The sequence below is a fragment of the Pseudomonas sp. TS_SC_3 genome, assembly GCF_056156225.1.
The window spans coordinates 2,146,928-2,173,447 of sequence record NZ_CM149586.1 but is presented as its reverse complement, the minus strand read 5'-3'; the positions used below and the strand labels follow the sequence as shown (position 1 = coordinate 2,173,447).

The 26,520-nt window shown below is 58.1% G+C and carries 22 protein-coding genes; 15 read left to right on the top strand and 7 right to left on the bottom strand.

The annotated features are described in order from the left end of the window. Window position 1 precedes the first annotated feature (1 nt). The 13 genes from AC0J6G_RS10515 to AC0J6G_RS10455 all read left to right on the top strand — a co-directional run bounded on the left by AC0J6G_RS10515 (window position 2) and on the right by AC0J6G_RS10455 (window position 12,697). Complete coding sequence (locus tag AC0J6G_RS10515; RefSeq protein WP_475247508.1) at window positions 2-1,234, top strand: glycosyltransferase family 4 protein; 1,233 nt, start codon at window positions 2-4, stop codon at window positions 1,232-1,234. Between the two features lies 1 nt (window position 1,235). After that, entirely contained in the window at window positions 1,236-2,096 is an 861-nt protein-coding gene (locus tag AC0J6G_RS10510; protein ID WP_475247506.1) for a dTDP-4-dehydrorhamnose reductase family protein, read from the top strand. Window positions 2,097-2,165: 69 nt separating this feature from the next. Beyond that, entirely contained in the window at window positions 2,166-3,176 is a 1,011-nt protein-coding gene (locus AC0J6G_RS10505) for a polysaccharide biosynthesis protein (protein ID WP_475247504.1), read from the top strand. Further along, window positions 3,169-4,296, top strand: coding sequence for a non-hydrolyzing UDP-N-acetylglucosamine 2-epimerase (gene wecB / locus AC0J6G_RS10500; RefSeq protein ID WP_475247502.1), 1,128 nt, complete (start codon window positions 3,169-3,171; stop codon window positions 4,294-4,296). The genes AC0J6G_RS10505 and wecB overlap by 8 nt, the downstream gene beginning before the upstream one ends. A gap of 4 nt (window positions 4,297-4,300) precedes the next feature. Beyond that, window positions 4,301-5,263, top strand: a complete 963-nt coding sequence (locus AC0J6G_RS10495) for a UDP-glucose 4-epimerase family protein (protein ID WP_475247500.1) — start codon at window positions 4,301-4,303, stop codon at window positions 5,261-5,263. Continuing rightward, entirely contained in the window at window positions 5,260-6,276 is a 1,017-nt protein-coding gene (locus AC0J6G_RS10490; protein ID WP_475247498.1) for an MraY family glycosyltransferase, read from the top strand. The genes AC0J6G_RS10495 and AC0J6G_RS10490 overlap by 4 nt, the downstream gene beginning before the upstream one ends. Before the next feature lie 20 nt (window positions 6,277-6,296). After that, window positions 6,297-6,686: a PglD-related sugar-binding protein gene (locus AC0J6G_RS10485; RefSeq protein WP_475247496.1), complete on the top strand. Its 390-nt coding sequence runs from the start codon at window positions 6,297-6,299 to the stop codon at window positions 6,684-6,686. A gap of 183 nt (window positions 6,687-6,869) precedes the next feature. After that, the gene (locus AC0J6G_RS10480) at window positions 6,870-8,876 is read left to right on the top strand and encodes a polysaccharide biosynthesis protein (RefSeq protein ID WP_475247494.1); all 2,007 of its coding nucleotides are present in this window, start codon (window positions 6,870-6,872) and stop codon (window positions 8,874-8,876) included. 262 nt (window positions 8,877-9,138) lie between these two features. After that, a complete protein-coding gene (locus AC0J6G_RS10475) occupies window positions 9,139-9,459 on the top strand; it encodes a ComEA family DNA-binding protein (protein ID WP_475253685.1) in 321 nt (106 codons plus the stop codon). 124 nt (window positions 9,460-9,583) lie between these two features. Beyond that, the gene (locus tag AC0J6G_RS10470; RefSeq protein ID WP_475247492.1) at window positions 9,584-9,955 is read left to right on the top strand and encodes a DUF2784 domain-containing protein; all 372 of its coding nucleotides are present in this window, start codon (window positions 9,584-9,586) and stop codon (window positions 9,953-9,955) included. 104 nt (window positions 9,956-10,059) lie between these two features. Further along, window positions 10,060-10,866 carry an SDR family oxidoreductase gene (locus AC0J6G_RS10465; protein WP_475247490.1) on the top strand — a complete coding sequence of 269 codons (807 nt, stop codon included), beginning with the start codon at window positions 10,060-10,062 and terminating at the stop codon, window positions 10,864-10,866. Window positions 10,867-10,995: 129 nt separating this feature from the next. Beyond that, window positions 10,996-12,159: an MFS transporter gene (locus tag AC0J6G_RS10460; protein ID WP_475247487.1), complete on the top strand. Its 1,164-nt coding sequence runs from the start codon at window positions 10,996-10,998 to the stop codon at window positions 12,157-12,159. Between the two features lie 109 nt (window positions 12,160-12,268). Then, a complete protein-coding gene (locus tag AC0J6G_RS10455) occupies window positions 12,269-12,697 on the top strand; it encodes a hypothetical protein (RefSeq protein ID WP_475247485.1) in 429 nt (142 codons plus the stop codon). An 8-nt stretch (window positions 12,698-12,705) separates the two neighbouring features. On the opposite strand, the gene AC0J6G_RS10450 is transcribed toward AC0J6G_RS10455, so the two are convergent. The 5 genes from AC0J6G_RS10450 to AC0J6G_RS10430 all read right to left on the bottom strand — a co-directional run bounded on the left by AC0J6G_RS10450 (window position 12,706) and on the right by AC0J6G_RS10430 (window position 20,749). Beyond that, window positions 12,706-12,954 carry a YheU family protein gene (locus AC0J6G_RS10450; RefSeq protein WP_475247483.1) on the bottom strand — a complete coding sequence of 83 codons (249 nt, stop codon included), beginning with the start codon at window positions 12,952-12,954 and terminating at the stop codon, window positions 12,706-12,708. 113 nt (window positions 12,955-13,067) lie between these two features. Continuing rightward, window positions 13,068-15,818 carry a hybrid sensor histidine kinase/response regulator gene (locus AC0J6G_RS10445; RefSeq protein WP_475247481.1) on the bottom strand — a complete coding sequence of 917 codons (2,751 nt, stop codon included), beginning with the start codon at window positions 15,816-15,818 and terminating at the stop codon, window positions 13,068-13,070. A gap of 81 nt (window positions 15,819-15,899) precedes the next feature. Next, window positions 15,900-17,090: an osmoprotectant NAGGN system M42 family peptidase gene (locus tag AC0J6G_RS10440; RefSeq protein ID WP_475247480.1), complete on the bottom strand. Its 1,191-nt coding sequence runs from the start codon at window positions 17,088-17,090 to the stop codon at window positions 15,900-15,902. A 61-nt stretch (window positions 17,091-17,151) separates the two neighbouring features. Next, window positions 17,152-18,891, bottom strand: coding sequence for an N-acetylglutaminylglutamine synthetase (gene ngg, locus AC0J6G_RS10435; RefSeq protein WP_475247478.1), 1,740 nt, complete (start codon window positions 18,889-18,891; stop codon window positions 17,152-17,154). A gap of 88 nt (window positions 18,892-18,979) precedes the next feature. Then, window positions 18,980-20,749: an N-acetylglutaminylglutamine amidotransferase gene (locus AC0J6G_RS10430; protein WP_475247476.1), complete on the bottom strand. Its 1,770-nt coding sequence runs from the start codon at window positions 20,747-20,749 to the stop codon at window positions 18,980-18,982. A 111-nt stretch (window positions 20,750-20,860) separates the two neighbouring features. Here AC0J6G_RS10430 and AC0J6G_RS10425 point away from each other — a divergent pair, with 111 nt between their 5' ends. Continuing rightward, entirely contained in the window at window positions 20,861-21,334 is a 474-nt protein-coding gene (locus AC0J6G_RS10425) for a MarR family winged helix-turn-helix transcriptional regulator (protein ID WP_475247474.1), read from the top strand. Here the strand turns inward: AC0J6G_RS10425 and dacB are convergent. Next, entirely contained in the window at window positions 21,331-22,785 is a 1,455-nt protein-coding gene (dacB, locus tag AC0J6G_RS10420; protein WP_475247472.1) for a D-alanyl-D-alanine carboxypeptidase/D-alanyl-D-alanine endopeptidase, read from the bottom strand. The genes AC0J6G_RS10425 and dacB overlap by 4 nt on opposite strands. Window positions 22,786-23,019: 234 nt before the next feature. On the opposite strand from dacB, the gene AC0J6G_RS10415 reads away from it, so the two are divergent. Further along, window positions 23,020-23,361 (top strand): YggL family protein, encoded by a 342-nt coding sequence (locus tag AC0J6G_RS10415; RefSeq protein WP_475247470.1) that lies wholly within the window; start codon window positions 23,020-23,022, stop codon window positions 23,359-23,361. Between the two features lie 53 nt (window positions 23,362-23,414). Here the strand turns inward: AC0J6G_RS10415 and AC0J6G_RS10410 are convergent, their stop codons facing one another. Further along, the gene (locus tag AC0J6G_RS10410; RefSeq protein WP_475247468.1) at window positions 23,415-26,378 is read right to left on the bottom strand and encodes an HD domain-containing phosphohydrolase; all 2,964 of its coding nucleotides are present in this window, start codon (window positions 26,376-26,378) and stop codon (window positions 23,415-23,417) included. Window positions 26,379-26,520: the final 142 nt, after the last annotated feature.

Here is a 26,520-nt window from a genome sequence, read left to right as displayed (position 1 = left end):
CATGCGGATTCTGGTGCTTTCCCAGTACTTCTGGCCGGAAAGTTTTATCATTAATGACATCGTGCGCACGCTCGACGAGCAGGGCCACGACGTGGTGGTCGCCACCGGTAAGCCCAACTATCCCGATGGCAAGGTCTTCGATGGCTACCACGCCGCAGGTACCCAGCGCGAACGCTACCTAGGGCGCATCGAAGTGCTGCGGGTGCCGCTGTGGCCGCGAGGGCAGGGTGGATCGAAGAGTCTGATCCTCAATTACCTGTCCTTTGTTTTCAGCGGTCTATTGTGCCTGCCGTGGATGCTTCGGAGGCGCGAGTTCGATGCGATTATGGTATTTGCGCCATCGCCGATCACTCAGGCGATTCCGGCTATCCTCCTCAAGTGGTTGAAGAAGGCGAAGCTGGCCCTGTGGGTGCAGGACCTGTGGCCGGAGAGCCTCTCGGCCACAGGCTTCGTGCGCAACCCGCAACTGCTGCGTGCGGTAGGCTGGATGGTGCGCGGCATTTATAGCCAGTGCGACACTCTGCTGGTGCAGTCACGGGCGTTCGTTGAGCCGGTGGCGCACTATGCTGACCGTGGGAAGATCCAGTACTACCCCAATTCTATGGACGTCAGCAGCAAAGCCGTGGTGCCGGTGCCTGGCGAGCTGCTTGAACTGCTTGAGCAGAACTTCTGCGTGGTATTCGCCGGTAACCTGGGTACTGCGCAGTCGCTGGAAACCATTGTGCAGGCGGCGGTCCTTCTGCGTGACGATCCGCAGATCCGCCTGGTGCTGGTGGGCAGCGGCAGTCGCCTGGCGTGGCTCAAGGCACAACAGCAGGCGCATGTACTGGACAATCTGATTATGCCCGGCCGCTTTCCGATGGAGTCGATGGCGCAGATCTTCGAGCGATCTTCCGCGTTGCTGGTGTCGCTCAATGATGAGGAAGCCTTTGCTCAGACGGTGCCGAGCAAGATTCAGGCGTATCTTGCGGCAGGGCGGCCGATCATCGCCTGTCTTAACGGCGAAGGCGCGCGAGTGGTCAGCGAGGCACGTGCCGGGCTGTCTTCGCCGGCTGAGAAAGTGCTGCCGCTGGTGGCGAACATTCGCTGCATGAAGGCGCTGGGCGAGGTCGAGCGGGCCTCAATGGGGTGCTCCGGCAGGGCCTATTTCGATGGCAACTTCGAGATGGGGCGGCAGGTTAAAATTCTGGTGAAACATTTGGCGGGAACGCCTTCCAGCAAAGGTTTTGAGTGACATGAAGATTCTGATTCTTGGCGCCACCGGCATGCTTGGCAATGCCGTTTTTCGCGTGTTCGGTGCTGATGCCGCGCACCAGACCTGGGGTACGCTGCGAAGTGCTTCAGCCCTTCGCCAATTTTCGCAGGATAGCCAGGCACGCTTGCTTTGCGGTGTCGATGTACTCGACCAGGATGTGCTGACTGCAGTGATGGCAAAGGTTCAGCCGGATGTGGTAATCAACTGCGTCGGCCTGATCAAGCAGTTGGCCGATGCCCAGGACCCACTCACCGCATTGCCTATCAATGCCATGCTGCCGCATCGGCTGGCGCGACTGTGCGAGCTGGGTGGTGCGCGGTTGATTCATGTCAGCACCGACTGTGTATTCTCTGGGCGTAAGGGCCTGTACCAGGAGAGTGATTTGTCTGACGCGGAAGACCTCTATGGCAAATCCAAGTACATCGGTGAGCTGCATGACCTGCCACATGCGATCACTCTGCGTACCTCAATTATCGGCCACGAACTGGGCTCGAACCACGCTCTGATGGATTGGTTCCTCTCCCAGGAGGGTAGGGTCAAAGGTTTCACCAAGGCGATTTTCTCTGGGCTGCCGACGGTCGAACTGGCTCGGGTGATGAAGGACTTCGTTGTTCCGCACCCCCAGCTCAATGGCCTGTATCATGTCGCCGCTAAGCCGATCGACAAGTTCCGGCTGCTCAGTCAGGTAGCTGCTCAGTATGACAAGACAATCGATATCCGGCCCGACGATGCGTTGGTGATTGATCGTTCGCTGGATGGTTCTCGGTTCCGCGAAGTGACCGGTTATGTGGCACCTGAGTGGCCGGAGCTGATCCGGCGTATGTACGAGCAGTGCCGGTAAGCACTCCGGCGTGCTGGTGAAAAGGAATCCACGCAGCCTCCGGGCTGCGTTCACGTTCTGGAAGGTTATATGTTTGATAACAAGGTATTGATGATCACCGGAGGCACCGGCTCCTTCGGTCATACGGTGTTGCGGCGATTCCTCGATACCAATGTGCGCGAGATCCGCATCTTCTCCCGTGACGAGAAGAAGCAGGAGGACATGCGTATCGCTCTGGCCAGCGACAAGGTCAAGTTCTACATCGGCGATGTACGTGACTACGACAGCCTCAAGCAGGCAATGGTCGGGGTGGACTATATCTTCCACGCGGCGGCGCTCAAGCAGGTACCGTCCTGTGAGTTCTATCCGATGGAAGCAGTGCGTACCAACGTCAATGGTACTGAGAACGTGCTCAATGCTGCCATCGCCAGCGGCGTCAAGCGCGTGGTGGTGCTTTCTACCGACAAGGCCGTGTATCCGATCAATGCCATGGGCATTTCCAAGGCTATGTCTGAAAAACTGATGGTCGCCAAGTCGCGGATGATTCCTGTCGGCGGCACAGTGGTGTGTGCCACTCGCTACGGCAACGTTATGGCCTCCCGAGGCTCGGTTATCCCTTTATTTATTGATCAACTGCGCAGTGGCGAACCGCTGACCGTCACCGATCCCAACATGACGCGTTTCCTGATGTCGCTTGAGGACTCCGTCGATCTAGTGCTGCATGCCTTCGAACATGGCGAACAGGGCGATCTGTTTGTGCAGAAAGCACCGGCATCCACCGTCGGTGACCTAGCCCAGGCGCTTAAGGAGTTGTTCGGGCATGGCAATGCCGTGCGTGTGATCGGCACCCGTCATGGTGAGAAACTCTACGAGTCCTTGGTCTCCCGTGAGGAGATGGCCAAAGCCGAGGACATGGGCCGCTACTACCGTATTCCTGCGGACAATCGCGATCTGAATTACAAGAAGTACTTCGTCGAAGGTGAGGAAAAGATCGCCGAGTTCGATGATTACACCTCGCACAATACCGAGCGCCTGGACATTGAGGGCATTAAGCAACTGCTGCTCAAGCTCGACTACATCAAGGAGCAGCTCGATGCTTAAGGTTATGACCCTGGTAGGGACGCGTCCGGAACTGATCAAAATGAGTCGGGTGATTGCCGAACTTGACCACCAAGTTAATCATGTGTTGGTGCACTCCGGGCAGAATTACGACTACGAGCTGAACCAAGTCTTCTTCGATGACCTAGAAATCCGTAAGCCTGATCACTTTCTTGGCGCTGCCGGTGAAACTGCTGCACAGACTATTGCAGAGGTAATCGCCAAGGCTGATGCCGTGTTCGAGCTGGAAAAACCCGATGCACTGTTGCTGTATGGTGACACCAATACTTGTCTCGCGGTCATTGCGGCCAAGCGTCGGAAGATTCCTGTGTTTCATATGGAAGCAGGAAATCGATGCTTCGATCAGCGCGTGCCGGAAGAGCTCAACCGCAAGGTGCTCGACCATCTCTCTGACATCAACATGGTGCTCACCGAGCATGCTCGCCGTTACCTGATCGCCGAGGGCATTCGCCCCGAGACCATCATTAAGACCGGTTCGCACATGCATGAAGTGCTGGACTACTACCGGCCAAAGATCGAGGCCTCTGACGTGCTTGCTCGCGAGGGGCTGGAGGCTGGCAAGTTCTTTATTGTCAGCGCCCATCGCGAGGAGAACGTCGATACTCCGGATAATCTTCGCGATCTGCTTGCCACTCTGCGTGCACTGGCCGATGAATATGGTTATCCGCTGATCGTGTCGACCCATCCGCGTACTCGCAAGCGTCTGGAGGCGCTGGGTGAATCACTGGAGCACCCACTGATTTGCTTCTCCAAGCCATTCGGTCTTTTGGACTACATAAAGCTGCAGGTGAATGCGTTCTGTGTGCTATCCGACAGCGGCACTATTACTGAAGAAGCCTCTCTACTCAACCTGCCGGCAGTGACCCTGCGCAACGCTCACGAACGTCCGGAAGGCATGGACCAGGGCACTCTGATAATGAGTGGATTAAAGAAGGATTCGGTGTTGTCGGCGGTCAAGGTTATTACCAGTCAACATCAACCCGTATCGCGTCGTATTCCGCTAGTTCCTGATTATGAAGGTGGCCCGGTTTCGTTGCAGGTTGTGCGAGTTGTGCTCAGCTACACCGACTATGTAAATCGTACTGTCTGGCACAAGGGCTAAAACCATGCGTGTTTTGCTTACGGGTGCCAGCGGTTTCGTTGGGTGCGCAGTGCAGGCACGCCTGCTAGTCGACGGTGTACATGATTTGCGCTGCGCCATGCGCCAGTTACCGCCTACTTTCCCGGCTAATTGTGAAGTTTGCCTGTCCCCAGGGCTGGCTTTGGATGCGGATTGGTCGGCGGCATTGGCCAATGTCGATGCTGTCATCCATTGCGCCGCTCGGGTGCATGTGATGAGCGAGCAATCCATTGACCCGCTTGGCGAGTTTCGTCAGGTCAACGTTGAGGGCACTCTGCGGCTGGCTTGCCAGGCAGTGGAGGCTGGCGTACGTCGTTTCATCTTCGTCAGCTCGATCAAGGTCAATGGTGAGCAGACCTTGCCAGGGCATGCCTATTGTGCAGATGACTTGCCTGAGGCTGTAGACCCATATGGCATATCCAAATATGAGGCCGAAGAAGCGTTGAAGGCGTTGTCCTCCGAGACAGGGCTGGAGGTGGTTATTGTTCGTCCACCGCTGATTTATGGGCCAGGCGTGAAAGCAAACTTCCACAGCATGATGCGTTGGCTGCATCGCGGCATACCACTGCCCTTGGGGGTCATCAACAATCATCGTAGTTTTGTGGCGCTGGATAATCTGGTGGACTTACTGGTGTTGTGTCTTACACATCCGGCGGCAAGTGGTCAGCGTTTTCTTGTGAGCGATGGTGAGGACCTGTCCACTACTGAGTTGTTGCGCCGCTTGAGTAGCGCCTTGGGACGCCCGGCTAGATTAATTCCTATTCCTCAATCATGGATCGAGCATGGCGCGGCTTTATTGGGGCGTCGAGCACTGAGCCAACGGTTATGCGGCTCGCTACAGGTGAATATAGATAAAACTCGCGAGCGTCTAGGCTGGGTGCCACCACTTACTGTGGAGCAGGCGCTGGCCAAGACTGCTGCGCACTTCCTGGAGGACACCCGTTCATGAGTGTTCTGATCTTTAGCTTTTTAGTGGCTGTCCTTGCTTGGATATTGACAGCTTGGTTGCGGCGTTATGCGTTGTCCCGCAGCTTGATGGATGTTCCCAATGCGCGCAGCTCCCATAGCCAGCCCACGCCGCGGGGCGGTGGAATGGCCATTGTAGTAGCGTTCCTGTTTGCGCTGTGCGTAGCGTTCTTTATGGAGATGGGAGTTCAATCTGAGTATTTTTATGCGCTGATCGGTGCTGGTACGGTTATCGCGGCCCTTGGTTTTCTTGATGACCATGGTCATATAGCTGCTCGCTGGCGTCTGCTTGGACATTTTACGGCTGCTGCTTGGGTCCTGTTCTGGCTCAATGGTTTGCCGCCTTTGCAAGTGTTAGGCCATATAGTTGATTTGGGCTGGCTCGGCTATTTGCTGGCCTCACTCTATTTGGTATGGCTGCTCAATCTGTACAACTTTATGGATGGTATTGACGGTATTGCCAGTGTCGAGGCGATCAGCATTTGCCTTGGTGGTGCCCTGATGTATGGCCTGCTTGGGCATTTAAATATGCTTCTCTTACCGCTATTGCTGGCAGCTGCGGTTGCAGGTTTTTTGTTCTGGAACTTTCCGCCCGCCCGTATTTTTATGGGGGATGCAGGCAGTGGCTTCCTCGGCGTAGTGTTGGGCATCCTCTCTTTGCAAGCTGCGTGGACCAACGCATCATTACTCTGGGGTTGGTTGATTCTGTTGGGGGTCTTTATTGTCGATGCGACCTTCACCCTTTTCCGGCGGTTGTTACGTGGAGATAAGGTTTATGAAGCCCACCGTAGCCATGCCTATCAATACGCATCACGTCACTTCGGTCGTCACTTACCAGTGACGTTGACAGTCGTTGCGATTAATTTGTTCTGGTTAATACCAATTGCACTCTGGGTTGCATCAGGTGGTAACGGCTTGTTTGGGCTGTTGCTGGCCTATACCCCTTTGCTGATCTTGGCTGTCAGGTTTCGAGCTGGAGCGCTTGAGCGAGTATAGGCCCGTTACGAACGTTGTTAGTGCTTAGCGCGGACGGAAATGGCAAGGCTGTTGCCGAGGCTGCATTGCTATCTGGTGAGCGGCAACGCGTCTGTTTTCTCGATGATCGCTGGCCGCAATTAAAGGTGGTCTGCGGAATTGAGGCAGTTGGTGACCTGAATAGTTTGCTGGCTTTGGGTTTGTCAGTCGCGGGAGGTATTGCCGCTGTGGGTAATAAGTCTTTGCGTGAAGCTTGGGTTGCGCGGATTAAAGCTGCAGGTATTGAGTTGGTAAGCATTGTACACCCGCGCGCCTGGGTTAGTCCGTCCGCTCACATCGGGCAGGGATCGGCTGTACTTGCGATGGCAGTGATTGGGACTGACGCTAGGCTTGGGTCAAAGTGCAATTGTCAATGTCGGCGCTGTGGTTGATCACGATGTTTGCATCGGTGACTTTGCCCATCTTGGGGCGGCGTCAATTTGGTTAGTGGTGTTCAGGTGGGTGCTTCAGCATGGCTGCAGGCCGGTTGTAGTGCAGGCTATGGTGTTAGCGTTGCATCAGGTGATGTAGTTGTCCCGGGCACCGCATTGCAAGCCAGATATTAAGGAATAAATATGATTCGCCAGCGGATAGACGCTCTACGTCAGGGACTCTTGCAGTTACCGCGTAGACAAAAGCGGTTTTTGCAAGTGGTAACTGATGTCGCGCTGATCTGGTTAGCGCTTTGGCTTTCATTTGCTCTGCGCCTAGGAGAGCTGGATGCAGCCCAACCGTTTGACGGTCATAGCTGGCTATTCCTCCTGGCACCCATTATTGCTTTGCCGATCTTTATTCGTTTGGGTATGTATCGGGCGGTGATGCGCTATGTGGGTAATGATGCTCTGATCACTATCGCTAAGGCCGTGACGTTATCGGCCTTGGTGCTGGCTTTGGCGGTCTACTGGTATCGCGGCCCTACGGCTCTGGTACCGCGCTCGATGGTATTCAATTACTGGTGGTTGAGCCTTTTACTTTTAGGCGGTTTACGCCTTGCCATGCGCCAGTATTTTGTAGGTAATTGGTTCGAGTTAAATCCAGGGCGAACAGCTGCAGTAGCTCCGCTTCTGCCTAGAGTTGCGGTTTACGGTGCTGGTTCAGCGGGTAACCAACTGGTGGCTGCCTTGCGTCTTGGGCGTGCCATGCGCCCAGTGGCTTTTATTGATGATGATTCAGGCATCGCTAATCGCACCATTGCTGGGCTACAGGTTTACACCTCCAAACACATTCTGCAGATGATCAATGAAACCGGCGCCGATGAAATTCTCTTGGCTATGCCTTCAGCCTCGCGTGGGCGGCGACGGCAGATTCTTGAGGAGCTAGAGCGTTTTCCACTTCACGTGCGCAGCATTCCTGGTTTTATGGACCTGGCCAGTGGGCGGGTCAAGGTTGAGGATGTTCAGGAGGTGGATATCGCTGACTTGCTGGGGCGCGATTCCGTCCCTCCGCAGCAGGTTCTGTTTGAGCGCTGCATCCGTAATCAGGTGGTGATGGTAACCGGCGCCGGTGGCTCGATTGGTGCTGAGCTTTGTCGGCAGATTGTGTTGAATGAGCCTGCAACCCTTATGCTGTTTGAGCACAGTGAGTTCAATCTATACAGCATCCACAGTGAGCTTGAGGCTAGGATCAAGCGTGAGTCTTTGCCGCTGCGCCTGGTGCCTATTCTTGGCTCCATTCGCAATCCTGATAGGTTGTTGGATGTTATGCAGGCTTGGAAAGTGGATACGCTCTATCACGCTGCAGCCTATAAGCATGTGCCGATGGTGGAGCACAATATTGCCGAGGGTGTGCTGAATAATTTGGTGGGCACGCTGAATACTGCACAAGCAGCGATTAGGGCTGGCGTGAGTAACTTTGTGCTGATCTCCACCGACAAGGCAGTCCGTCCTACCAATGTTATGGGCAGCACTAAACGTTTGGCTGAGATGGTGCTCCAGGCCCTTAGTCGCGAGTCTGCGCCAGTCTTGTTCGACGATGACAAGGCGCTGCGTCAGTTAAATAAAACGCGCTTTACCATGGTGCGCTTTGGCAATGTGCTGGGCTCATCCGGCTCGGTAATACCTCTGTTCCATGAGCAGATTCGTAAAGGCGGGCCGGTTACGGTCACCCATCCCAATATCACTCGGTACTTTATGACCATCCCGGAGGCCGCTCAGCTGGTGATCCAGGCGGGCGCCATGGGTAAAGGCGGTGACGTATTCGTGTTGGACATGGGCGAGCCGGTTAAGATTGCTGAGCTGGCGGAAAAGATGATCCATCTCAGTGGCTTGAGTGTTCGGTCGGCGAAGAGTCCACAGGGCGATATTGCTATCGAGTTTTCCGGCCTGCGCCCGGGTGAGAAGCTCTACGAGGAGTTGCTGATCGGCGATAACGTCAGCCCTACCGAACATCCGATGATCATGCGGGCGAACGAAGAGCATCTTTCCTGGGATGCTTTCAAGGTGGTGTTGGTTGATCTGCTGGCAGCGGTTGCGCGTGATGACTATGATCGGGTACGCCAGTTGCTGCGTGAGACTGTTAGCGGCTATAAACCCGAAGGCGATGTTGTCGACTGGATTTATCAGCAGCGGAGAATTGAGCCATAAGTGGAGTTACACAGCAAATTTTCACTGCAGGGGTGAATTCGGTCGTTGGTGTTTTTTGTCTTTCGCCAGCAATTCCGTTGCTACAGGTTTGCTGGAGTTCTAATTTCAGGATCAGTTAGTTTTTGCGTGACGCATATCAGTTTCGCGGAGTGAAAATTTTAGTTAGGTCAGTTTGACAGTTTCGTAACAGCGTCTAGTTTTGAGAAAGCGTGGAGTGGAATACCCCATGCGTTTCTATAAAACTAACGAAAGGACGCACACGATGCTTAACACTAAACTCTCGTCTCTACTTTTTGCTCTGCTGGCCACCTTCTCGCTGATGGTTTCAGCTGCGGAGGTGTCCAGTCCATCTGGCGCTGAAGCACCGAGTGCTGAAGTCGCTGTCACCAAAGTCAACCTGAATACGGCCGATGCTGTCACTCTGCAACGCGAGTTGACGGGGATTGGTGAGGTCAAGGCGCAGGCGATTGTTGCTTATCGGGAAGAACACGGCGACTTTGCTTCGGTGGATGAGTTGCTAGAGGTCAAGGGGATTGGCGAAGCAACGCTTGAGAAGAATCGCGACAAATTGAGTATTAACTAACGCGCTCAGTTGTTTTAACGAAGGCCGGTTACCAACCGGCCTTTTTGCTTTCTGGCGATCATCTTTTTAATACTGTTTGCGTGTGCCGCTGCAATAGGCGCGAGCGTTAACAGCGAGGCGGTTTATGTTTTGGGTAGCGATGGCGGCAGATGCGCTGGTGATTGTGCATCTGCTGTTTATTCTGTTCGCGGTTTTAGGTGGGTTGTTAGTGTGGCGTTGGCGCGGGTTGGGCTGGCTGCATGTGCCGGCGGCCGTGTGGGGTGTGTTAGTGGAGTTGATGCGTTGGCCCTGTCCGCTGACGCCGTTGGAGCACAGCTTGCGTGTGGCGGCGGGGCAGGCCGGGTACAGCGGTGGTTTTGTTGAGCACTATCTGTTGCCGATCATCTATCCGGCTGGGCTGACGCCGCATGTTCAGATTGGTTTAGGGGTATTTGTTCTGCTGCTCAATGGCCTGATTTATGGCGTGTTGCTTTGGCAGCGCAGGCGTCGGCCGTGAGTTGAGCTTAGGCCGCCTTATTCAGATGGATGATGGTATGCCGGCTCGATAATTTACCCGGCTACACTGGACCCACCAATCACAGCAGCAAAGGCAGTCTCCGTATGCAAAATCGCATGATGATCACGGGCGCAGGTTCAGGTTTGGGGCGTGAGATGGCCTTGCGTTGGGCGCGTGAGGGCTGGCAGTTGGCGCTCTCGGATGTCAACGAGCCAGGCCTGGCGGAAACCCTGCAGATGGTGCGTGAGGCGGGCGGCGATGGTTTTACCCAGCGCTGTGATGTGCGTGACTATAGCCAGTTGACCGCGTTTGCTCAGGCCTGCGAGGAGAAGCTTGGCGGTATCGATGTGATCGTCAACAACGCCGGTGTGGCTTCAGGTGGCTTCTTCAGTGAGTTGTCACTGGAGGATTGGGAGTGGCAGATTGCGATCAACCTGATGGGGGTGGTCAAGGGGTGCAAGGCCTTCCTGCCGTTGCTGGAAAAGAGCAAAGGCAAAATCGTCAACATCGCCTCCATGGCGGCTTTGATGCAAGGCCCAGCAATGAGCAACTACAACGTAGCCAAGGCCGGCGTGGTGGCGTTGTCGGAGAGCCTGCTGATTGAGCTGAAGATGCAGGAAGTCGGCGTGCATGTGGTGTGTCCCTCGTTCTTCCAAACCAATTTGCTGGACTCCTTCCGCGGCCCAACGCCGGCGATGAAGGCTGCGGTGGGTAAGCTGCTGGAAAGCTCTCCGATCAGCGCGGCGGACATTGCCGATTACATTTACCAGGCGATTGCCAAGGGCGAGTTTATGATTCTGCCGCATGAGCAGGGCCGCATGGCTTGGGAACTGAAGCAGAAGAACCCACAGCTGCTGTACAACGAAATGACCGCGATGGCCGATAAGATGCGTGCGCCACGCAGTAAATAATAGTGCCCTGCTGAGGCGAGATTATTGATTTGACGGTCAGCTTAATCATCGTTCGGGCTTGTTTACGATGAGTTCGCGCTCTAAGGTTTGCGGTCATGTCGGCATGGCCGCGTAACTGATGGATGTTCTGTGAAACCTTTCCCCCGGGCCTTACTGTTGCTGGCCCTCGTTCTGGCTGCAATCAACTTGCGGCCCGGTATCACTTCCCTGGCTCCGCTGATTGAGCGGATTGCTACCGAAATGGCCCTGAGCCGAGGCTTGATCAGCCTAACCACTGCGCTGCCTGTGTTGTGTATGGGTTTGCTGGCACCTTTCGCGCCACGCTTGGCGCTACGACTGGGGCTTGAGCGCACGATAGCCGTGTGCATGGCGCTGATTGCGCTGGCATTGCTGCTGCGCGTGATGGCCCATGCCAGTGTGGTTTTGATTGGCAGTGCGGTGCTTTTGGGCGCCGCTATTGCGGTCGCCGGGCCGTTGCTTTCGGGCTTTATCAAACGCCATTTTGCCGGGCGTATGGGCAGTGTGGTGGGCTGGTATTCGTTGAGCATGGCCATTGGCGGCGCTGGAGGTGCGGTGCTAACCGTGCCTGCTACGCAGTGGTTGGGCGATGACTGGGCCCGAGGGCTGGCCTTTTGGGCGGTGCCGGCGTTAGTCGGGCTGGTGTTATGGCTGTGCCTGCCCAATCGCATTGAGAGCGATACGGGCGCTGCAGAGGGTTTGCCCTGGCGGCAGCCACGGGCATGGTTGATCAGTGGCTTCTTCGCGCTTCAGGCTGGGTTGTTTTATGCCCTGGCCACTTGGGCGGTGGCGCGCTATCACGAAGCTGGGCTGAGCCTAATCCACAGTAACAGCCTGTTCAGTGTGTCGATGTTGATGGGCTTGCCCAGCTCGTTTCTGTTGCCCTGGTTGGCGCAGCGCTTCCAGAACCGGTATGCCTTGTTGATGGGGTGCGGCTTGTTGTCGTCGATCAGTCTGATGATGATCACTTTTCAGCCCACTGTTTTGCCTGAGCTGTGGGCGGTCACTGTTGGTTTCGGTTTGGGGGGCTCGTTTGCGTTGTCATTGGTGTTGCCGCTGTATGAGGCAGCATCGCCGATCGCCGTCAGTCGCTGGACCGCGATGATGCTCTGCATGGGCTACAGCCTGGCCTGCCTGACGCCCGTCTTAACAGGGCTGGCGCGAGATCTGGCCGGTAACTATCAGCTGCCGTTTATGGTGTTGACGGCGCTGGCGCTGATGATGACGTTGCTGGCTTGGGTGTTGGGGCATGGGCGTGCTCGCAAGTCCGGCTGAAATGAGTTGCGCGTGGTTTTTTGCGGCAATACCCCTTATTTAGCCGCCGTTCCTTCCTTGGCTTTTACGACTGTGGTAGAAGGCAGCCTTGATTTGCTGGAGTGCCTGCGTGGAGTCCGAATCCATCGTTTATGGTTGTATCCGTGACTGGCCGTCGGACAGCCCAGCGGAAAGCCGTTTGCGCCGTGACATCAATCGGCAGGTACTTGCCGACCTGCCGGCGGGTGACGCTTGGGGCTTGCTGGGGGGGGGAATGTTCGCCTGTTGTGAGCAGCCGGGCGATGGCGTGTATCAAACCCAAGTGATCCATTTCGGCGCCAGCTATCGCACGGTGGAGTACGAGTGGAGCCTGTGGATCAAGCAGTTCGAGGCACTGCTCAAACGCTTGTATTGGGCCAGCGCGGTGGTGCATCTGGAAACCGAGCTGAACGGCACGCACACCTTTCGCTGGGAGTCGGATAACGGCTTTCACAGCCCACAAGAAGGTGAGTTGCGCGTGCGCTGCGCGTGGGAGCGCGAAGGCGGCTTGCGCGGTTAGCTGGCTACTTAACCCTCTAGATCTTCAAGTGCATCCAGCCATTCTTTAGGCACATCGCGTTTTAGCGCCAGTTGGCATTGCTGGCTTTCTGCGTCAAAAACAATCACGGCCTGGCCTTTGCTCAGGGCATGGCGTACCCGTTCGATGCGGGTATCCAGCGGGGTTTCGTCGCCGTTGTCGGTGCCGTCGCGGGTGACAAAATCTTCGATCAGGCGGGTCAGGGTGTCAGCTTCGAGCAGGTGATAAGGGATCAGCACGGCATGGCCTCCAAAGCGCAGCGGCAATGCTAACAGGCCGTTGCAAAACTACCTATGTCAGGCGCATGAGGGTTATGTGAGCGGCCTGCTAAAGCATCTTGGCAGCGTGTTACTTAGGTGCCCGCAACAGTGGGTTGTAGGTAGGCGTCGAGGGTGAGGTAGAGCTTGGCGCTGTCCAGCGGTTTACCGAGAAAGTCATTCATCCCAGCTGCGAATCCGTGCTGGCGGTGTTCATCGAGAATGTGCGCAGTGAGGGCGATAATCGGCACCGCAGGCAGGTTGTTCTGGCGCTCTAGGCGACGAATCTGCCGAGTGGCCTCAAAGCCATCCATTTCCGGCATTTCACAGTCCATCAAAATCAAGTGCGTTGCGCTTGGGTCGCGCTGGTATTCATTGAGGGCAGCCAAGCCGTTGGTCACCAGGCGCACGTTGTAACCGCGTTTCTTTAAAAAGCCCTGCACCACCAATTGATTTACCGGGTTGTCTTCAGCCACCAGAATGCACGGCGCACTGTCTGTGTGGTAAGTGCGTTTCGGCAATGGTTCGGCTTCGACAATGCGCGGCTCCTCGTAGAGCTCCACCAGGGCATTACGCAGTGCGTTGATCGCCAGCGGTTGCGCCAGGGTCAGCACCTGCAGGCCAGCGGCGTTAGTTAGTTGCTGGCACTGCTCGGGCGCGCAGAGCAGCAGCACACGTTGGCGCGGTTGCAGCAGCGGGCGCAGCGAATCGAGCCAGTGTTGGAGGCTACCTGGCCAGGGCGCCATCAGTACCAATAACGGCGGGGCGGCGAAATCCTCCAGGTAGCTGAGCAGGCGTTCGGGGTTTTGGCAACGCTCGGTGCGCATGCCCCAGCGCCCTAGCATGCGGCTCAGTGCGTCCAGGCCGAGGCCATCAAGGGAGGTGAGCAATGCCGTGTGCCCCTTGAGCAGTTCATACAACGGGTCGACCTGCACAGACTCATCGGTCAGCGGTATCTCGAAAGCGAAGCGCGTACCTTGGCCGGGTGTGCTCTGCACTTCGATGCGCCCACCCATCATCTCCACCAGCTCCTTGCTGATCGACAGCCCCAGGCCGCTGCCGCCGTAACGGCGGGTGGTGCTGGAGTCGCCCTGGACGAATGATTCAAACAGCTGGCTAAGGGCTTGATCGCCGATACCGATACCGCTGTCACTGATGGCAAATACCAGGTTAGGGTTGCCCTGAGAGTCATTGCGCCTGCTCACATTCAGCGCCACGTGGCCTTCTGCGGTGAACTTGAGGGCATTGCTGAGCAGGTTCATCAGCACCTGTTTGAGCCGCGTCGGGTCACCTGTGATGCGCCGGGGTACGCCATTTTCTAGGCTGACGTAGAGGCGCAGGCGCTTGTCCAGTGCCTGGCCGGTAAACAGGCTGAGGGTGTCGGAAATCAATTGCTCAAGGTCATACTCAATGTTTTCCAAGCTGAGCTTGCCGGATTCGATCCGCGCGTAATCGAGGATGTCGTTGATCACCGCCATCAGCGAGCTGCCGGAGCTGGAAATGGTGTCGACGTAAAAGCGCTGGCTGCGGTCCAGCGCGGTTTCCTTGAGCAGTTGCAGCATGCCCAACACGCCATTGAGTGGGGTGCGGATTTCGTGGCTCATCTTGGCCAGAAAACGGCTCTTGGCGCGGTTTTCGATTTCCGCCTGTTCAGCGGCGCGCCGTGACTGGAAGCCTTCCTCTTTCAGCAGGTTGATGCGGTCGGCAAGGCCAATGGACAGGGTGAGCAACTCAATGGTGACGCCGATCTTGACCACTGCGGCGCCATACAACCCAAACAGCTCAACCCCCAATGAACCAGAGGTGGCGATTATGAACGAAGCCAGCAAAACGCCCCAAGCCAGGATGTAGTAAGAACCGTAGCGCAGCCCTTGCCGCCAGACATAGGCGCCGCAGAGCAGCAGCGCCAGCGACACCGCCAGCACGGTTAGGCTGGCCAGGATATTCCAAGCTTGCAGGCCGATCAGTGGCACCGAAACCAGGCAGGCGCCCACCAGCAACATAAATAGACGCAAGCCTAGGTCCAGGCGCGGGAAGTATTGCGCGGTGTGCAGAAAGTGGCGGCTGAACTGGGTGGCCGTCAGGCAGTGGATATACATCAGGATGTAGATGCTCACCGACTGCAGGCCGACATGTTCGGGTAACAGTTTGAACAGCATGCCGTCGAAGCTGGCGGCGAACAGCCCAATATTCAGGTTGTACACCAGGTACCAGAAATAGGCCGACTCACGCAGTGAGATAAACAAAAACAGGTTGTAGCAGAACATCGCAAACAGCACGCCGTAGAACGCACCGTTGATGCCCATCTGGCTTTCCTGGGCGGCAGCGCTGGCTTGGTAGGTGCTGAAAAACAGGGGGATAAAAATTGTGCTGGTGGTTTCCACGCGCAGTAGCAAGGCGCTCTCGCCAGGAGCCAGGGTTACCGGAAACCAAAAGTTGCGCACTTGCACCGGGCGCTGGGAGAAGGCGAAGTGGTCACCGCTTTCCTGCACTTGCCACTGGCCGTTGTTGGCGGCAGAGAAAACCTGCAAGTGATCGAGCAGCGGATAGTTAACTTCCAAATAGCCGGTCAGGTTTTGCGTCAGGCTGTTGTTAAACCGTACTTTGAACCACCACACCGAAGCATTCTTGCCAAGGTTGGCGTGTTCGCCGTTAACCGGAGTAAAGCGCTCATCGGCCAGTGCGCCGACCTGCTCAATACTCAGCTCACCTTTGGGGTCCTCCAAGTAGGCCATGGAAGGCCCCAGTGATAAGCGCAGGTTGGTACTGTCCAGTGCTGCAGGCAATAGCGCCCAAGCCGGCCCACACAGCCAGAAGAGCACCACCGCCAGCCATATCCGAGGCATTTACTGACCTCATTATTCTTATCCAGCAGGCCTGACCAGGCACCGCGTTGGCCGTCACTTTGCCCGGATGCGCGCAGCCCTTCAAGCGTCCTGATCGCGTGGGCGCAGCAGGCTATCGACAGTCGGGACGCGGGTATCACTTTCCATCTGCGCATCGTGCTCCAGTTGGTGGCTAAAGCGCTCTAGCGAGCCCTGCGCGGGCTGGGCATCGCTGGAGAATACCGGCGGGCTGAGCACGTAAGCGGCAAGCAAACGGCTGAGAGACTTGAGGCTGTCGATATGCGTGCGTTCATAGCCGTGGGTGGCGTCGCAGCCGAAGGCCAGCAGGGCGGTGCGGATGTCGTGGCCGGCGGTGACCGCCGATTGTGCGTCGCTGTGGTAGTAGCGAAACAGGTCGCGGCGTACCGGGATTTCATGTTCGCTGGCCAGGCGCAGCAGCTGGCGTGACAGGTGATAGTCGTAAGGCCCGCCGGAATCCTGCATCGCCACGCTGACGGTGTGTTCGCTGGACTGCTGGCCCGGCGCAACCGGGGCGATGTCGATGCCGACAAATTCGCTGACATCCCAGGGCAGGGCGGCTGCGGCTCCGGAGCCAACTTCCTCGGTGATGGTGAATAGCGGGTGGCAGTCGATCTCCGGTTCCAGGCCGCTTTCCTTGATGGCCTTGAGCGCGGTAAGCAGGGCAGCGACGCCGGCCTTGTCGTCCAGATGGCGGGCGCTGATATGGCCGCTTTCGGTGAACTCGGGCAGTGGGTCGAAGGCGACAAAATCACCTACCGAGATGCCCAGTGATTCGCAGTCGGCGCGGGTGCTGCAGTAAGCATCCAGGCGCAGTTCGACGTGGTCCCAGCTGATCGGCAACTGGTCCACTGCGGTGTTGAAGGCGTGCCCTGAAGCCATCAGCGGCAGTACGCTGCTGCGAATCACGCCGTGATCGGTAAACACGCTGACGCGGCTGCCTTCGGCGAAACGGCTCGACCAGCAGCCGACTGCGGCCAGGCCAAGGCGGCCGTTGTCCTGCAGTTCGCGGACGATCGCGCCAATGGTGTCCAGGTGCGCCGACACTGCGCGGTCGGGGCTGCTCTGCTTGCCTTTGAGGGTGCCGCGAATGGTGCCGCGACGGGTCATCTCGAAGGGGATGCCAATCTCCTCCAGGCGCTCAGCGACGTAGCGCACGATGGTGTCGGTAAAGCCGGTGGGGCTGGGAATGGCGAGCATTTCCAACAGCACTTTCTGCAGATAGGCGAGGTCGGGTTCGGGGAGTTGCTGCATGGAGTCTCCTCTGGGGCGATTGCGCCCCTCAGCCGTTTCCGGAGAGGGGCTGGGGAAGGGGTTAGCTAGGCGTTTGGCTCAAGGGGAACAGCAGGTCGATAAAACGCTCTGCCGTGGGTTGCGGCTGGTGGTTGGCCAGGCCGGCGCGCTCGTTGGCTTCGATAAACACGTACTCGGGTTGATCGGCCGCAGGCACCAGTAGGTCGAGGCCGACCACCGGAATATCCAGGGCGCGTGCGGCTTTTACTGCAGCATCGGCCAGCACCGGGTGGAGGATATCGGTTACGTCCTTCAGGCTGCCGCCAGTGTGCAGATTGGCGGTCTTACGCACGGGCAGGCGTTGGCCGGCGGGCAACACGCTGCTGTAGTCCACCCCGGCGGCATGCAGGGTGCGCAGGGTTTCGCCATCTTTGGGGATACGGCTTTCGCCCTCGGTGGCGGCTTGCCGGCGGCGGCTTTGCGCATCAATCAGCTCACCAATGCTGTGCTGGCCATCGCCGATCACTTCGGCCGGGCGGCGAATGGCGGCGGCCACGACGGCAAAGCCGATCACCAGAATGCGCAGATCAAAGCCTGGGTGAAAACTCTCAAGCAATACGCGGCTGTCGAAGGTGCTGGCGCGTTCGATGGCGTCCTGCACATCTAGCGGTGCGCGCAGGTCTACCGCCACCCCCTGGCCCTGTTCGCCATCCACCGGCTTGACCACCAGGCTGCCATGCTCGGCGAGAAACGCGGCGTTGTCCTCGGCGCTGCCGGCCAGGCGCTGGGCGGGCAGGTGCAGACCGGCGCGGGCCAGGGCGCGATGGGTCAGGCGCTTGTCCTGACACAGGGTCATGCTTACCGCGCTGGTCAGGTCGCTCAGGGATTCCCGGCAGCGGATGCGCCGGCCGCCGTGGCTCAAGGTGAACAGCCCGGCGTCGGCGTCGTCGACCTGCACTTCGATGCCACGGCGCAACGCTTCATCGACGATGATCCGCGCGTAAGGGTTCATCGGTGTATGCGGGCCAGGGCCGAGGAACAGGGCTTCGTTGATGCCGTTTTTGCGCTTGATGCTGAAGGTCTGCAGCTCGCGAAAGCCCAGCTTGGCGTAAAGGCTCTTAGCCTGTTCGTTGTCATGCAGTACGGACAGGTCGAGGTAGCTCAGGCCGCGGCTCATAAAGTGTTCGATCAGATGACGCACCAGCACCTCGCCGACCCCTGGCCGGCTGCAGCGTGGGTCGACTGCCAGGCACCATAGGCTGCTGCCATAGTCCGGGTCCTGATAGGCCTTGTGGTGATTGAGGCCCATCACGCTGCCGATCACCGCGCCGCTATCCTCATCCTCGGCCAGCCAATACACCGGCCCGCCAAGATGGCGCGGAGTGAGCTTGCCGGGGTCGATCGGCAGCATGCCGCGCAGTTGATACAGCTCGTTGATCGCCTGCCAGTCCTCGGCATTCTGTGCACGGCGTACTCGGTATCCGCGAAAGCCGCGGCGTGCCGGGCGGTAGTCGGTAAACCACAGGCGCAGGGTATCGGAGGGATCGAGAAACAGCTGCTGCGGGGCTTGCGCCAGCACCTGGTGCGGCGCGGCGACATACAGGGCGATATCGCGCTCGCCGGGCTGCTCGGTCAGCAGATCACTGGCCAGGGCGGCAGCATCCGGGTAGGTGTGGCCGAGCAGCAGGCGGCCCCAGCCGCAGTGCACGGCTTGCGGCTCGCTGCGCGGGGCGTTGTGATCCTCGGCCAGGCGCGCCTGCAGGCGCTCGTAGGAAGGCGCTTGGCCGCGCAGCAGGCGTTGATTAAAGGCAGTGGCACGCATTGGAGAGTTTCCTTTGCCGTGAGCAGATTGCATATTTCAGGGTTTAAACACTGCGGTGGATGCGCTTGTGCTCATCCACCGCAGCGCTCTACAGGCCGTGTTCGTTCAACCAGAGATTCAGCGCGGCTAACTGCCACAGCTTGGAGCCGCGCAAGGGCGTCAGTTGACCGTGCGGGTCACTCAGCAAACGATCCAGCATGGCCGGGTTGAACAGGCCGCGATCCTGGCTGGGGTCGAGCAGCAGGTCACGCACCCAGCCGAGGGTTGCGCCTTCCAGGTGCTTGAGGCCAGGCACCGGGAAATACCCTTTGGGTCGGTCGATGACGGCGCTGGGGATCACCTTACGTGCCGCTTCCTTGAGCACATGCTTGCCGCCATCGGGCAGCTTGAAACGCCCAGGGATACGTGCCGAAAGCTCGGCCAGGCGATAGTCGAGGAACGGTGTGCGCGCCTCCAGGCCCCAGGCCATGGTCATGTTGTCGACCCGTTTGACCGGGTCATCGACCAGCATCACCGTGCTGTCCAGGCGCAGCGCCTTGTCCACTGCCGCTAGGGCGCCGGGCTGGGCGAAATGCTCACGGACAAAGTCTCCGGCCATGTCGCCGGTCAACCAGGCGGGCTGCACGCAGGCGGCGTATTCGTCGTAATCACGGTCGAAGAACGCCGCGCGGTAAGCGCCGAAGGCATCTTCGGCGGCGTCCACCTGCGGATACCAGTGGTAGCCAGCGAACAGCTCATCGGCGCCCTGGCCGCTCTGTACCACTTTGCAGTGCTTGGCTACCTCGCGTGACAGCAGGTAGAAGGCGATGCAGTCGTGGCTGACCATCGGCTCGCTCATGGCGCGAAAGGCCGCTGGCAGTTGTTCGAGAATCTCGTGCTCACCGATACGCAGCTGATGGTGGTGGGTGGCGAAGTGCTCGGCGATCAGGTCGGAATACTGGAACTCGTCGCCGCGCTCGCCGCCGGCATCCTGAAAACCGATGGAGAAAGTGGAGAGGTTTTCCACCCCGGTCTCGCGCAGCAGGCCGACCAGCATGCTCGAGTCGACGCCGCCGGACAGCAGCACGCCGACGTCCACGGCAGCGCGCTGGCGGATCGATACCGCCTCGCGCATGCCGTCGAGCACGCGTTCTTGCCATTCTTCCAGGCCGAAGGCGATTTCCTCGCGCTGCGGGCCGAATGTCAGGTTCCACCAGGTCTGCTGTTCACAGTTGCCCTGGGCGTCGATACGCATCCAGCTGGCAGGCGGCAGTTTTTCCACCCCAGCCAGCAGGGTGCGCGGCGCGGGCACCACGGCGTGGAAGTTCAGGTAGTGGTTGAGGGCGACGGGGTCGAGGGTCTTGCCGATATCACCGCCGGCCAGCAGCGCCGGCAAGCTGGAGGCAAAGCGCAGGCGCTCGCCCGTGCGTGACACGTACAGCGGCTTGACCCCGAGGCGGTCGCGGGCGATGAACAGCTGCTGGCTGTCACGCTCCCAAATGGCGAAGGCGAACATGCCATTGAGCTTGGGCAGCATGTCTGCGCCCCAGGCGTGGTAGCCCTTGAGCAGCACTTCGCTGTCGCCATCGGAGAAGAAGCGATAGCCGAGGGCTTTCAGCTCTTCGCGCAGTTCCGGGTAGTTGTAGATGGCGCCGTTAAACACCATCGTCAGGCCCAGTTCGCTGTCGATCATCGGCTGGCCGGAGGCTTCAGCCAGATCCATGATCTTCAGGCGGCGGTGGCCGAGGGCTAGCGGGCCCTGGCTGTGAAAGCCGTGGGCATCGGGGCCGCGGGCGGCCATGTGGTGGGTGATTCGCTCGACTGCAGCCAGGTCGGCCGGTCGTTGATCAAAACGTAATTCTCCAGCGATTGCGCACATAATTCCTTACCGGTATAGCCGTTGGGGAGTGATTCGGGGTTGCCGAACCTTTTACACCAAAACAAAATAATGATTTCATGTCAAAGTTTTATATCGAATTAAAAGGCATATATGGTCGATAAAAAGGTTTCTACTGAAATAGATTTGTCATCTATTTCGGCCTTCGAACTGCCGCTGTTTCAGGCCTTGCGGCGTTTGCAGCAGGCCGGTGAAGTGCATGCCAAACGGCTCGGCCGCTTTGGTGGGCTGACGCCGATGCAATTGATGATTCTGCAGGTGTTGGCGGGGGAGACGCGGCTGACTGCCAGCGACCTGAGTGGTCGTGTCAGCCTGACGGCGGCCACCTTGTCGGGCATGCTTGATCGGTTAGAGGAGCGCGGGTTATTGCAGCGTCAACGCGACGACCAAGACCGGCGCAAGCAATGGTTATTGCTCAGCGAGCAAGGCCGCGCGCTGCTAGAACAAGCGCCCAGCTTGCTGCCGCCGGAGTTTGTTGAGCACTTTGCCGGGTTGGCAGAATGGGAGCGCCACAGCCTGACCGCCGCGCTGTTACGCGCGGCGCAGCTGTGTGGGGAGATGGATTAACGCTGGGCGCTGAGTTTGCTTTTCGGCTGGCGATAGAGATCCAGCAGCACCTGATCGAGAATCGACGAGGCGCCCCACGGGCGTGGGTCGTTAAGGATGGCGACCACGGCCCAGCTGTTGCCATTGCTGTCGCGGCTAAAGCCGGCGATGGCGCGCACGTTATTCAACGTACCGGTCTTGATCCGCGCCTCGCCCACTAGCGGGGTGCGGTGCAGGCGTTTGCGCATGGTGCCGTCCATTGCCACCAACGGCAGCGAGGCCATGAACTCGGCGGCATAAGGGCTCTTCCAGGCCGCTTGCAGCAGTTGCGCCATTTCCCGCGCGCTGACGCGTTCAGCGCGTGACAGCCCGGAACCATTCTCTATGACCAAGTGCGGCGCGGTGATGCCCTTACGCGCCAGCCAGCTGCGAATTACCCGTTGCGCCGCCTTGCTGTCGTCCTGATCGGCGCTGGTGCGAAATTGCGCCCCGAGGCTGAGGAACAGCTGTTTAGCCATGGTGTTGTTACTGTACTTGTTGATGTCGCGGATGATCTCCACTAGGTCCGGGGAGTAGGCGCGGGCCAACAGGCGGGCTTTTTCTGGCACCGGGGCGAGGCGGTCCTTGCCCATGATGTTGCCACCCAGTTCCTGCCAGATGGCGCGGATGGCGCCGGCGGCGTAACTCGGGTGATCGAGCAGTGACAGATAGGTCTGTGAGCTGCAGCCCTGAGCCAACTTCCCGGTGACAATCACCGTAGTGCCGTCGAACTCGGTCACCGGGTTATAGCGTACATCCGGCCAACCCGGGCATTTGGCCGCAGGTAAGGCTTTGACGCGGTTGTCGATGCGGATATTAGCGATGGGCGGTTCTGCCACGATAAATACGTTGCCGCCTTCGTTGCGCGCAATAAAACGCAGCGCTTTGAGGTTAACCAGCAGCGAATCGGGCGTTACCAGGAAGGGCTTGTTACCGTCGCCACCGTCGTCGTTAAAGCTGGGCAGCTGCGGTTGCACAAAGTGGCTGCGGTCGAGTACCAGGTCACCGTTGACCTGCTGCACGCCATTGGCGCGTAAGTCGCGCAGCAGCAGCCAGAGTTTCTCCATATTCAGCTTGGGGTCGCCGCCGCCTTTGAGGTACAGGTTGCCGTTGAGCACGCCATTTTTTAGCTGACCGTCGGTGAAAAATTCGGTTTTCCACTGGTGGGTCGGCCCTAGCAGCTCAAGCGCGGCGTAGGTGGTGACCAGCTTCATGGTGGACGCTGGGTTGACGGAAATATCAGCATTGAAAAAGTTGCTACTGCCGGGGCCATTGAGCGGCACGGTGGCCACCGATAGCGACTGGCTGCTGATCTTGTTGACCTTCAGCGATTGCTGAACCTTGTTGGAAATACCACTGGTGGCGGCTGCCAGCGGCAGACAAACAGGCAGCAGCAGGCCGGCGATGGCCAGTTGACGTAGGGTTTTGATCATGGGCGGTTACCCTCCAGCTGAGGGGCAAAAGTGACGCGAGGCATGTAAAGAGGTTCCGTCGCGGATTGAGAAGATGTTGGCAATTATGCCCTAGGAAAGGACCGGCTGACTGGCAGTAAATGCCCTTGGCAGGGCTTTTCTGTGGCTAATCGAGCGACCTGTCGTCTTCGAAGCGGGCGCGCAGGCCGCGAAACTGCTAGAGTGCCGCGCGTTATCACTTTTGAGGATTGTTCCATGGCTACTAACCGTTCCCGCCGTCTGCGCAAAAAACTCTGCGTGGATGAATTCCAGGAGCTGGGTTTTGAGCTGAACCTGACCTTCAAAGAAGATCTGGCTGATGAAGCCATTGATGCCTTCCTTGAAGCGTTCTTGCACGATGCCATGACCGCTAATGGCCTGGGCTATGTTGGCGGCGATGACTTCGGTCTGGTGTGCCTGGCCAAGCGTGGCTCGGTCAGCGAAGAGCAGCGCACTGCTGTTGAAGCCTGGCTGAAAGGCCGTGACGAGTTGGTGGAATTCACCGCCAGCCCGCTGATCGACGTCTGGTACCCAGATAGCCCGATCAAACAGGCTTAATGGTTTAAGCCGAGTATGCATCGCGCATGCTCGGCTGCACTTCCTCCTGCGCTCTAGTTATTCCCGCCTGTCAGGCCAGCCTCGGCCAGTAACCCCGCCTCATCCACCGGATCAATCTGCTCGCCACGCAGAAAACGCTCGGCGTAGTGGCGATAAATCTTCTGACGTACAAACAGTTCAAATAGCTGTACGTCGATGTGCTCATTGCGGCACATGCCCGCCATGATATGCAGCGATTCAGACAAGGTTTTGCCCTTTTTGTAGGGGCGGTCAACGGCAGTCAATGCCTCAAAAATATCCGCTATCGCGATCATCCGTGCCGGTAAGCTCATCTCGGCGCGCGTCAAGCGTTTCGGGAAACCACTGCCGTCCATTTTCTCGTGATGGCCGCCGGCAATTTCCGCAACAGTTTGCAGGTGCGGCGGGAAGGGCAAGCGCTTGAGCATCTGGATGGTTTGTACGATGTGGTGGTTGATGATGTAGCGCTCTTCGCCGGTCAGCGTGCCGCGGGTGATGCTCAGGTTGTGTAGCTCGCCACGGTTGAACTTGTAGCGGGGCACCTCCAGCTTGAAACCCAACGGGTTATCCGTGGGGATAAGCTCATGAACTGAGTGTTCGAGTAAGTGCTCGACCTTGTCGGCCAGTAGGTTTTCCTCGGCGGGTAGCGGTTGTGGCGGGGTGTGTTGATGGCGCAGGCTTTCTTCCCAAGACAGCCCCAGGCGATCATCCAAGGTGCGCAGCCAAGTTCGTGCCGCAATTTGCTGCAAGCGTTGCAGGTCCTCCTCGGCCATGCTTTCGCCGCCCAGGTTGATCCGCGCAATAAAGGCGAACTCATCGTCCAACGTGCCGAGTAACTGGTCGCGGCTGGTGGCCAACGGCTCGGGATTTTCCCCTTCAGCGCAGCCTTGCCAATAACGAACCCAGGCATCACGTTTGAGCACTTCAAAACGCATGCGCACCTCGTGGATGCGGTCGTACAGGGTTTCCAGTTTGGTGGCCTTGTCGACGACATATTCGGGTGTGGTGACTTTGCCGCAGTCATGCAGCCAGGCGGCAATATGCAAGGCTTCCCACTCATCGTCTGTGGGGTGGTAGTCGAGAAATGCTGGGGCGTTACTCTCTGCCGCCGCGCGGGCGATCATCAGGGCAAGCTCCGGCACCCGTTCACAATGACCGCCCGTGTGCGGGCTTTTGGCATCGATGGCGCCTGCCAGTAGCTGGATAAAGGCATTCAGCAGGTCTTTCTGCCGTTCCAATAAACGCTGGCTTTCAATACAGGCTGCAGCCACCCCCGATACGGCCTCGATAAAGGCAATGCGTTGCGGGTTGTGTGCCAGCATTTTCGCGTCATCACCCTCGTCCTGGTGCAGCAATACCAGTACGCCCAGCGTTTCCCCCAGGCGGTTGTGTAGGCCGGTGGCAACCAAATGAATCAGGGGACTATCGAGGGCCTGCAACACGCGTTGGAAGTCTCCCGCCTTATCAAACCCGATGGTGCATACGGCGCTATCGCCACCACTGGCGGGCTGCCGCAGCCAATGCGGCATTTGCGCGTGGCTCAAGTCGTAAGGTTGGATGCCATGTAGATCAAGGTTGCACTGTTTGCCGTTGATGATCAGCACGTGCGGCTCAAGCACGTTGTTGTCAGTGTTGATGAGGTAGATCAAACCGCTGTCTGCGGCGCTGATGGCGACGGTTTCTTCAAGTACGCGTTTTATCAGGGTGTCGAAGCGTGTTTGCGCGGACAGGCTCGCGGTGATTTCCAGGAAGCTGGAAATGGTTTCCTTCATCTTTTGCATGGCAACCGCCAGTTGATCGACTTCGAGTATGGGTGAAGGCGTTCTCGCGGGGCTGTTGAAGTTGAAGCTGCGAATGGCCTCAGACTCGCGCACCAGTGCCTGCAGGGGCTTAACAATAAGCCGGGAGCTGAACCAGCCCAGCGGCAAACACAGCAACAAGATGGTGAGGGTGACCAAGGCATTTTGCCAACGAATGCGATAGGCATCGCTGAGCAGTTCGTCTTCGGGCACCAGCAAGGCCAGGTTCAGCCCCTCAGGGCCGCCTTCCTGCAGATGGCTGCGTGAAACCACCCAGCGACGGTTATCCAACTCCAGCGTGATTTGCTGCTGATCGCCTGTATTGTTGGCTAAAAGCGCCGCAAATACCGGGCTGATATCGCGGGCCAGCGCCAGGCGCTGTTTGCCGTCATTTACGACCAGGCGGGTGCTATCTGGGTAGGCCACCGCCTGGCCTTGGCCATCGAACAGGATGACTTCAGCGGAAGGGGTAATCTTGTGCGCCGCCAAGGTGCTGGATAAATCCTTGAGGGTCAGGTCAGCCCCCAACACGGTGGTCAGCCCCGTATACCTGGCCAGGGTGGTGCCGACTTCGGCTGTGGAGAAAAACGCATAAGGGGTGGTGGTGATTTGTCCGCCGTTGGCACGGGCATTGGTGTACCAACTGCGGATGCGTGGATCGTACTGTTCCTGCAGCCGTTGGCGGCGGCTCAGCAGTTGCAGTGAGTCATCAAAAAACAAGTAGTGGCTATCCGTGCCGCTGTCACTGCGGTCAATCGACCAGACCTGAAAGGCGGCATTGCTGGGGGCTTCGAAGCGTTGCTTGAGTGCATCGCTGCGCAGTGGGCGGAGCATAAAAAAATCGCCGTCGGCATACCCCAAATAAAGCGATGCCAGTTTGGGGTTGTCACGCAGCGCTTGCGCCATGGGCTTGAGCAGGGCCAGCCGCGCCTCAAGATTGGTGGCTTGGGTCGCGTCGTGCAGGGCTAGCCAGCTCAGCAGGTGGCGGATGGGTTGATAGGTTTGCCGCACATCTTGCTGCACCTGCTGTTCAATCCGCTGGAATAGCACGTTGCTGCCGGAGAAGATGATTTGCGTGGTTTGCAGGTAGTTGAAGGTGCCTAAGATAATCCCGCTGAACAGCAACAGCGCGGTAAACAATGCGCTGATGTGGATATGCAGTGGCACACGCCACTTACCATCACGGGCTTTAACAGGCATACCTTCACTCCTTGTAGTGTGCGTGCTCAGCATAGTGTGCTGGCGGTGACCTGGCGGTCAACGCGCAGGTTGAGGGCCTGTTTTCATCGGCTGTTGTGCTACCTGTGTGGCGCCGGCGCTTGAGTAAACGCCGCCTGATTTA

Coding starts and splice junctions, on each gene's coding strand:
- AC0J6G_RS10475 (WP_475253685.1), top strand. CDS start 9,139: ATGCTTAACACTAAACTCTCGTCTCTACTTTTTGCTCTGCTGGCCACC.
- wecB (WP_475247502.1), top strand. CDS start 3,169: ATGCTTAAGGTTATGACCCTGGTAGGGACGCGTCCGGAACTGATCAAA.
- AC0J6G_RS10505 (WP_475247504.1), top strand. CDS start 2,166: ATGTTTGATAACAAGGTATTGATGATCACCGGAGGCACCGGCTCCTTC.
- AC0J6G_RS10415 (WP_475247470.1), top strand. CDS start 23,020: ATGGCTACTAACCGTTCCCGCCGTCTGCGCAAAAAACTCTGCGTGGAT.
- AC0J6G_RS10490 (WP_475247498.1), top strand. CDS start 5,260: ATGAGTGTTCTGATCTTTAGCTTTTTAGTGGCTGTCCTTGCTTGGATA.
- AC0J6G_RS10470 (WP_475247492.1), top strand. CDS start 9,584: ATGTTTTGGGTAGCGATGGCGGCAGATGCGCTGGTGATTGTGCATCTG.
- dacB (WP_475247472.1), bottom strand. CDS start 22,785: ATGATCAAAACCCTACGTCAACTGGCCATCGCCGGCCTGCTGCTGCCT.
- AC0J6G_RS10480 (WP_475247494.1), top strand. CDS start 6,870: ATGATTCGCCAGCGGATAGACGCTCTACGTCAGGGACTCTTGCAGTTA.
- ngg (WP_475247478.1), bottom strand. CDS start 18,891: ATGCGTGCCACTGCCTTTAATCAACGCCTGCTGCGCGGCCAAGCGCCT.
- AC0J6G_RS10425 (WP_475247474.1), top strand. CDS start 20,861: ATGGTCGATAAAAAGGTTTCTACTGAAATAGATTTGTCATCTATTTCG.
- AC0J6G_RS10440 (WP_475247480.1), bottom strand. CDS start 17,090: ATGCAGCAACTCCCCGAACCCGACCTCGCCTATCTGCAGAAAGTGCTG.
- AC0J6G_RS10445 (WP_475247481.1), bottom strand. CDS start 15,818: ATGCCTCGGATATGGCTGGCGGTGGTGCTCTTCTGGCTGTGTGGGCCG.
- AC0J6G_RS10495 (WP_475247500.1), top strand. CDS start 4,301: ATGCGTGTTTTGCTTACGGGTGCCAGCGGTTTCGTTGGGTGCGCAGTG.
- AC0J6G_RS10465 (WP_475247490.1), top strand. CDS start 10,060: ATGCAAAATCGCATGATGATCACGGGCGCAGGTTCAGGTTTGGGGCGT.
- AC0J6G_RS10515 (WP_475247508.1), top strand. CDS start 2: ATGCGGATTCTGGTGCTTTCCCAGTACTTCTGGCCGGAAAGTTTTATC.
- AC0J6G_RS10510 (WP_475247506.1), top strand. CDS start 1,236: ATGAAGATTCTGATTCTTGGCGCCACCGGCATGCTTGGCAATGCCGTT.
- AC0J6G_RS10430 (WP_475247476.1), bottom strand. CDS start 20,749: ATGTGCGCAATCGCTGGAGAATTACGTTTTGATCAACGACCGGCCGAC.
- AC0J6G_RS10410 (WP_475247468.1), bottom strand. CDS start 26,378: ATGCCTGTTAAAGCCCGTGATGGTAAGTGGCGTGTGCCACTGCATATC.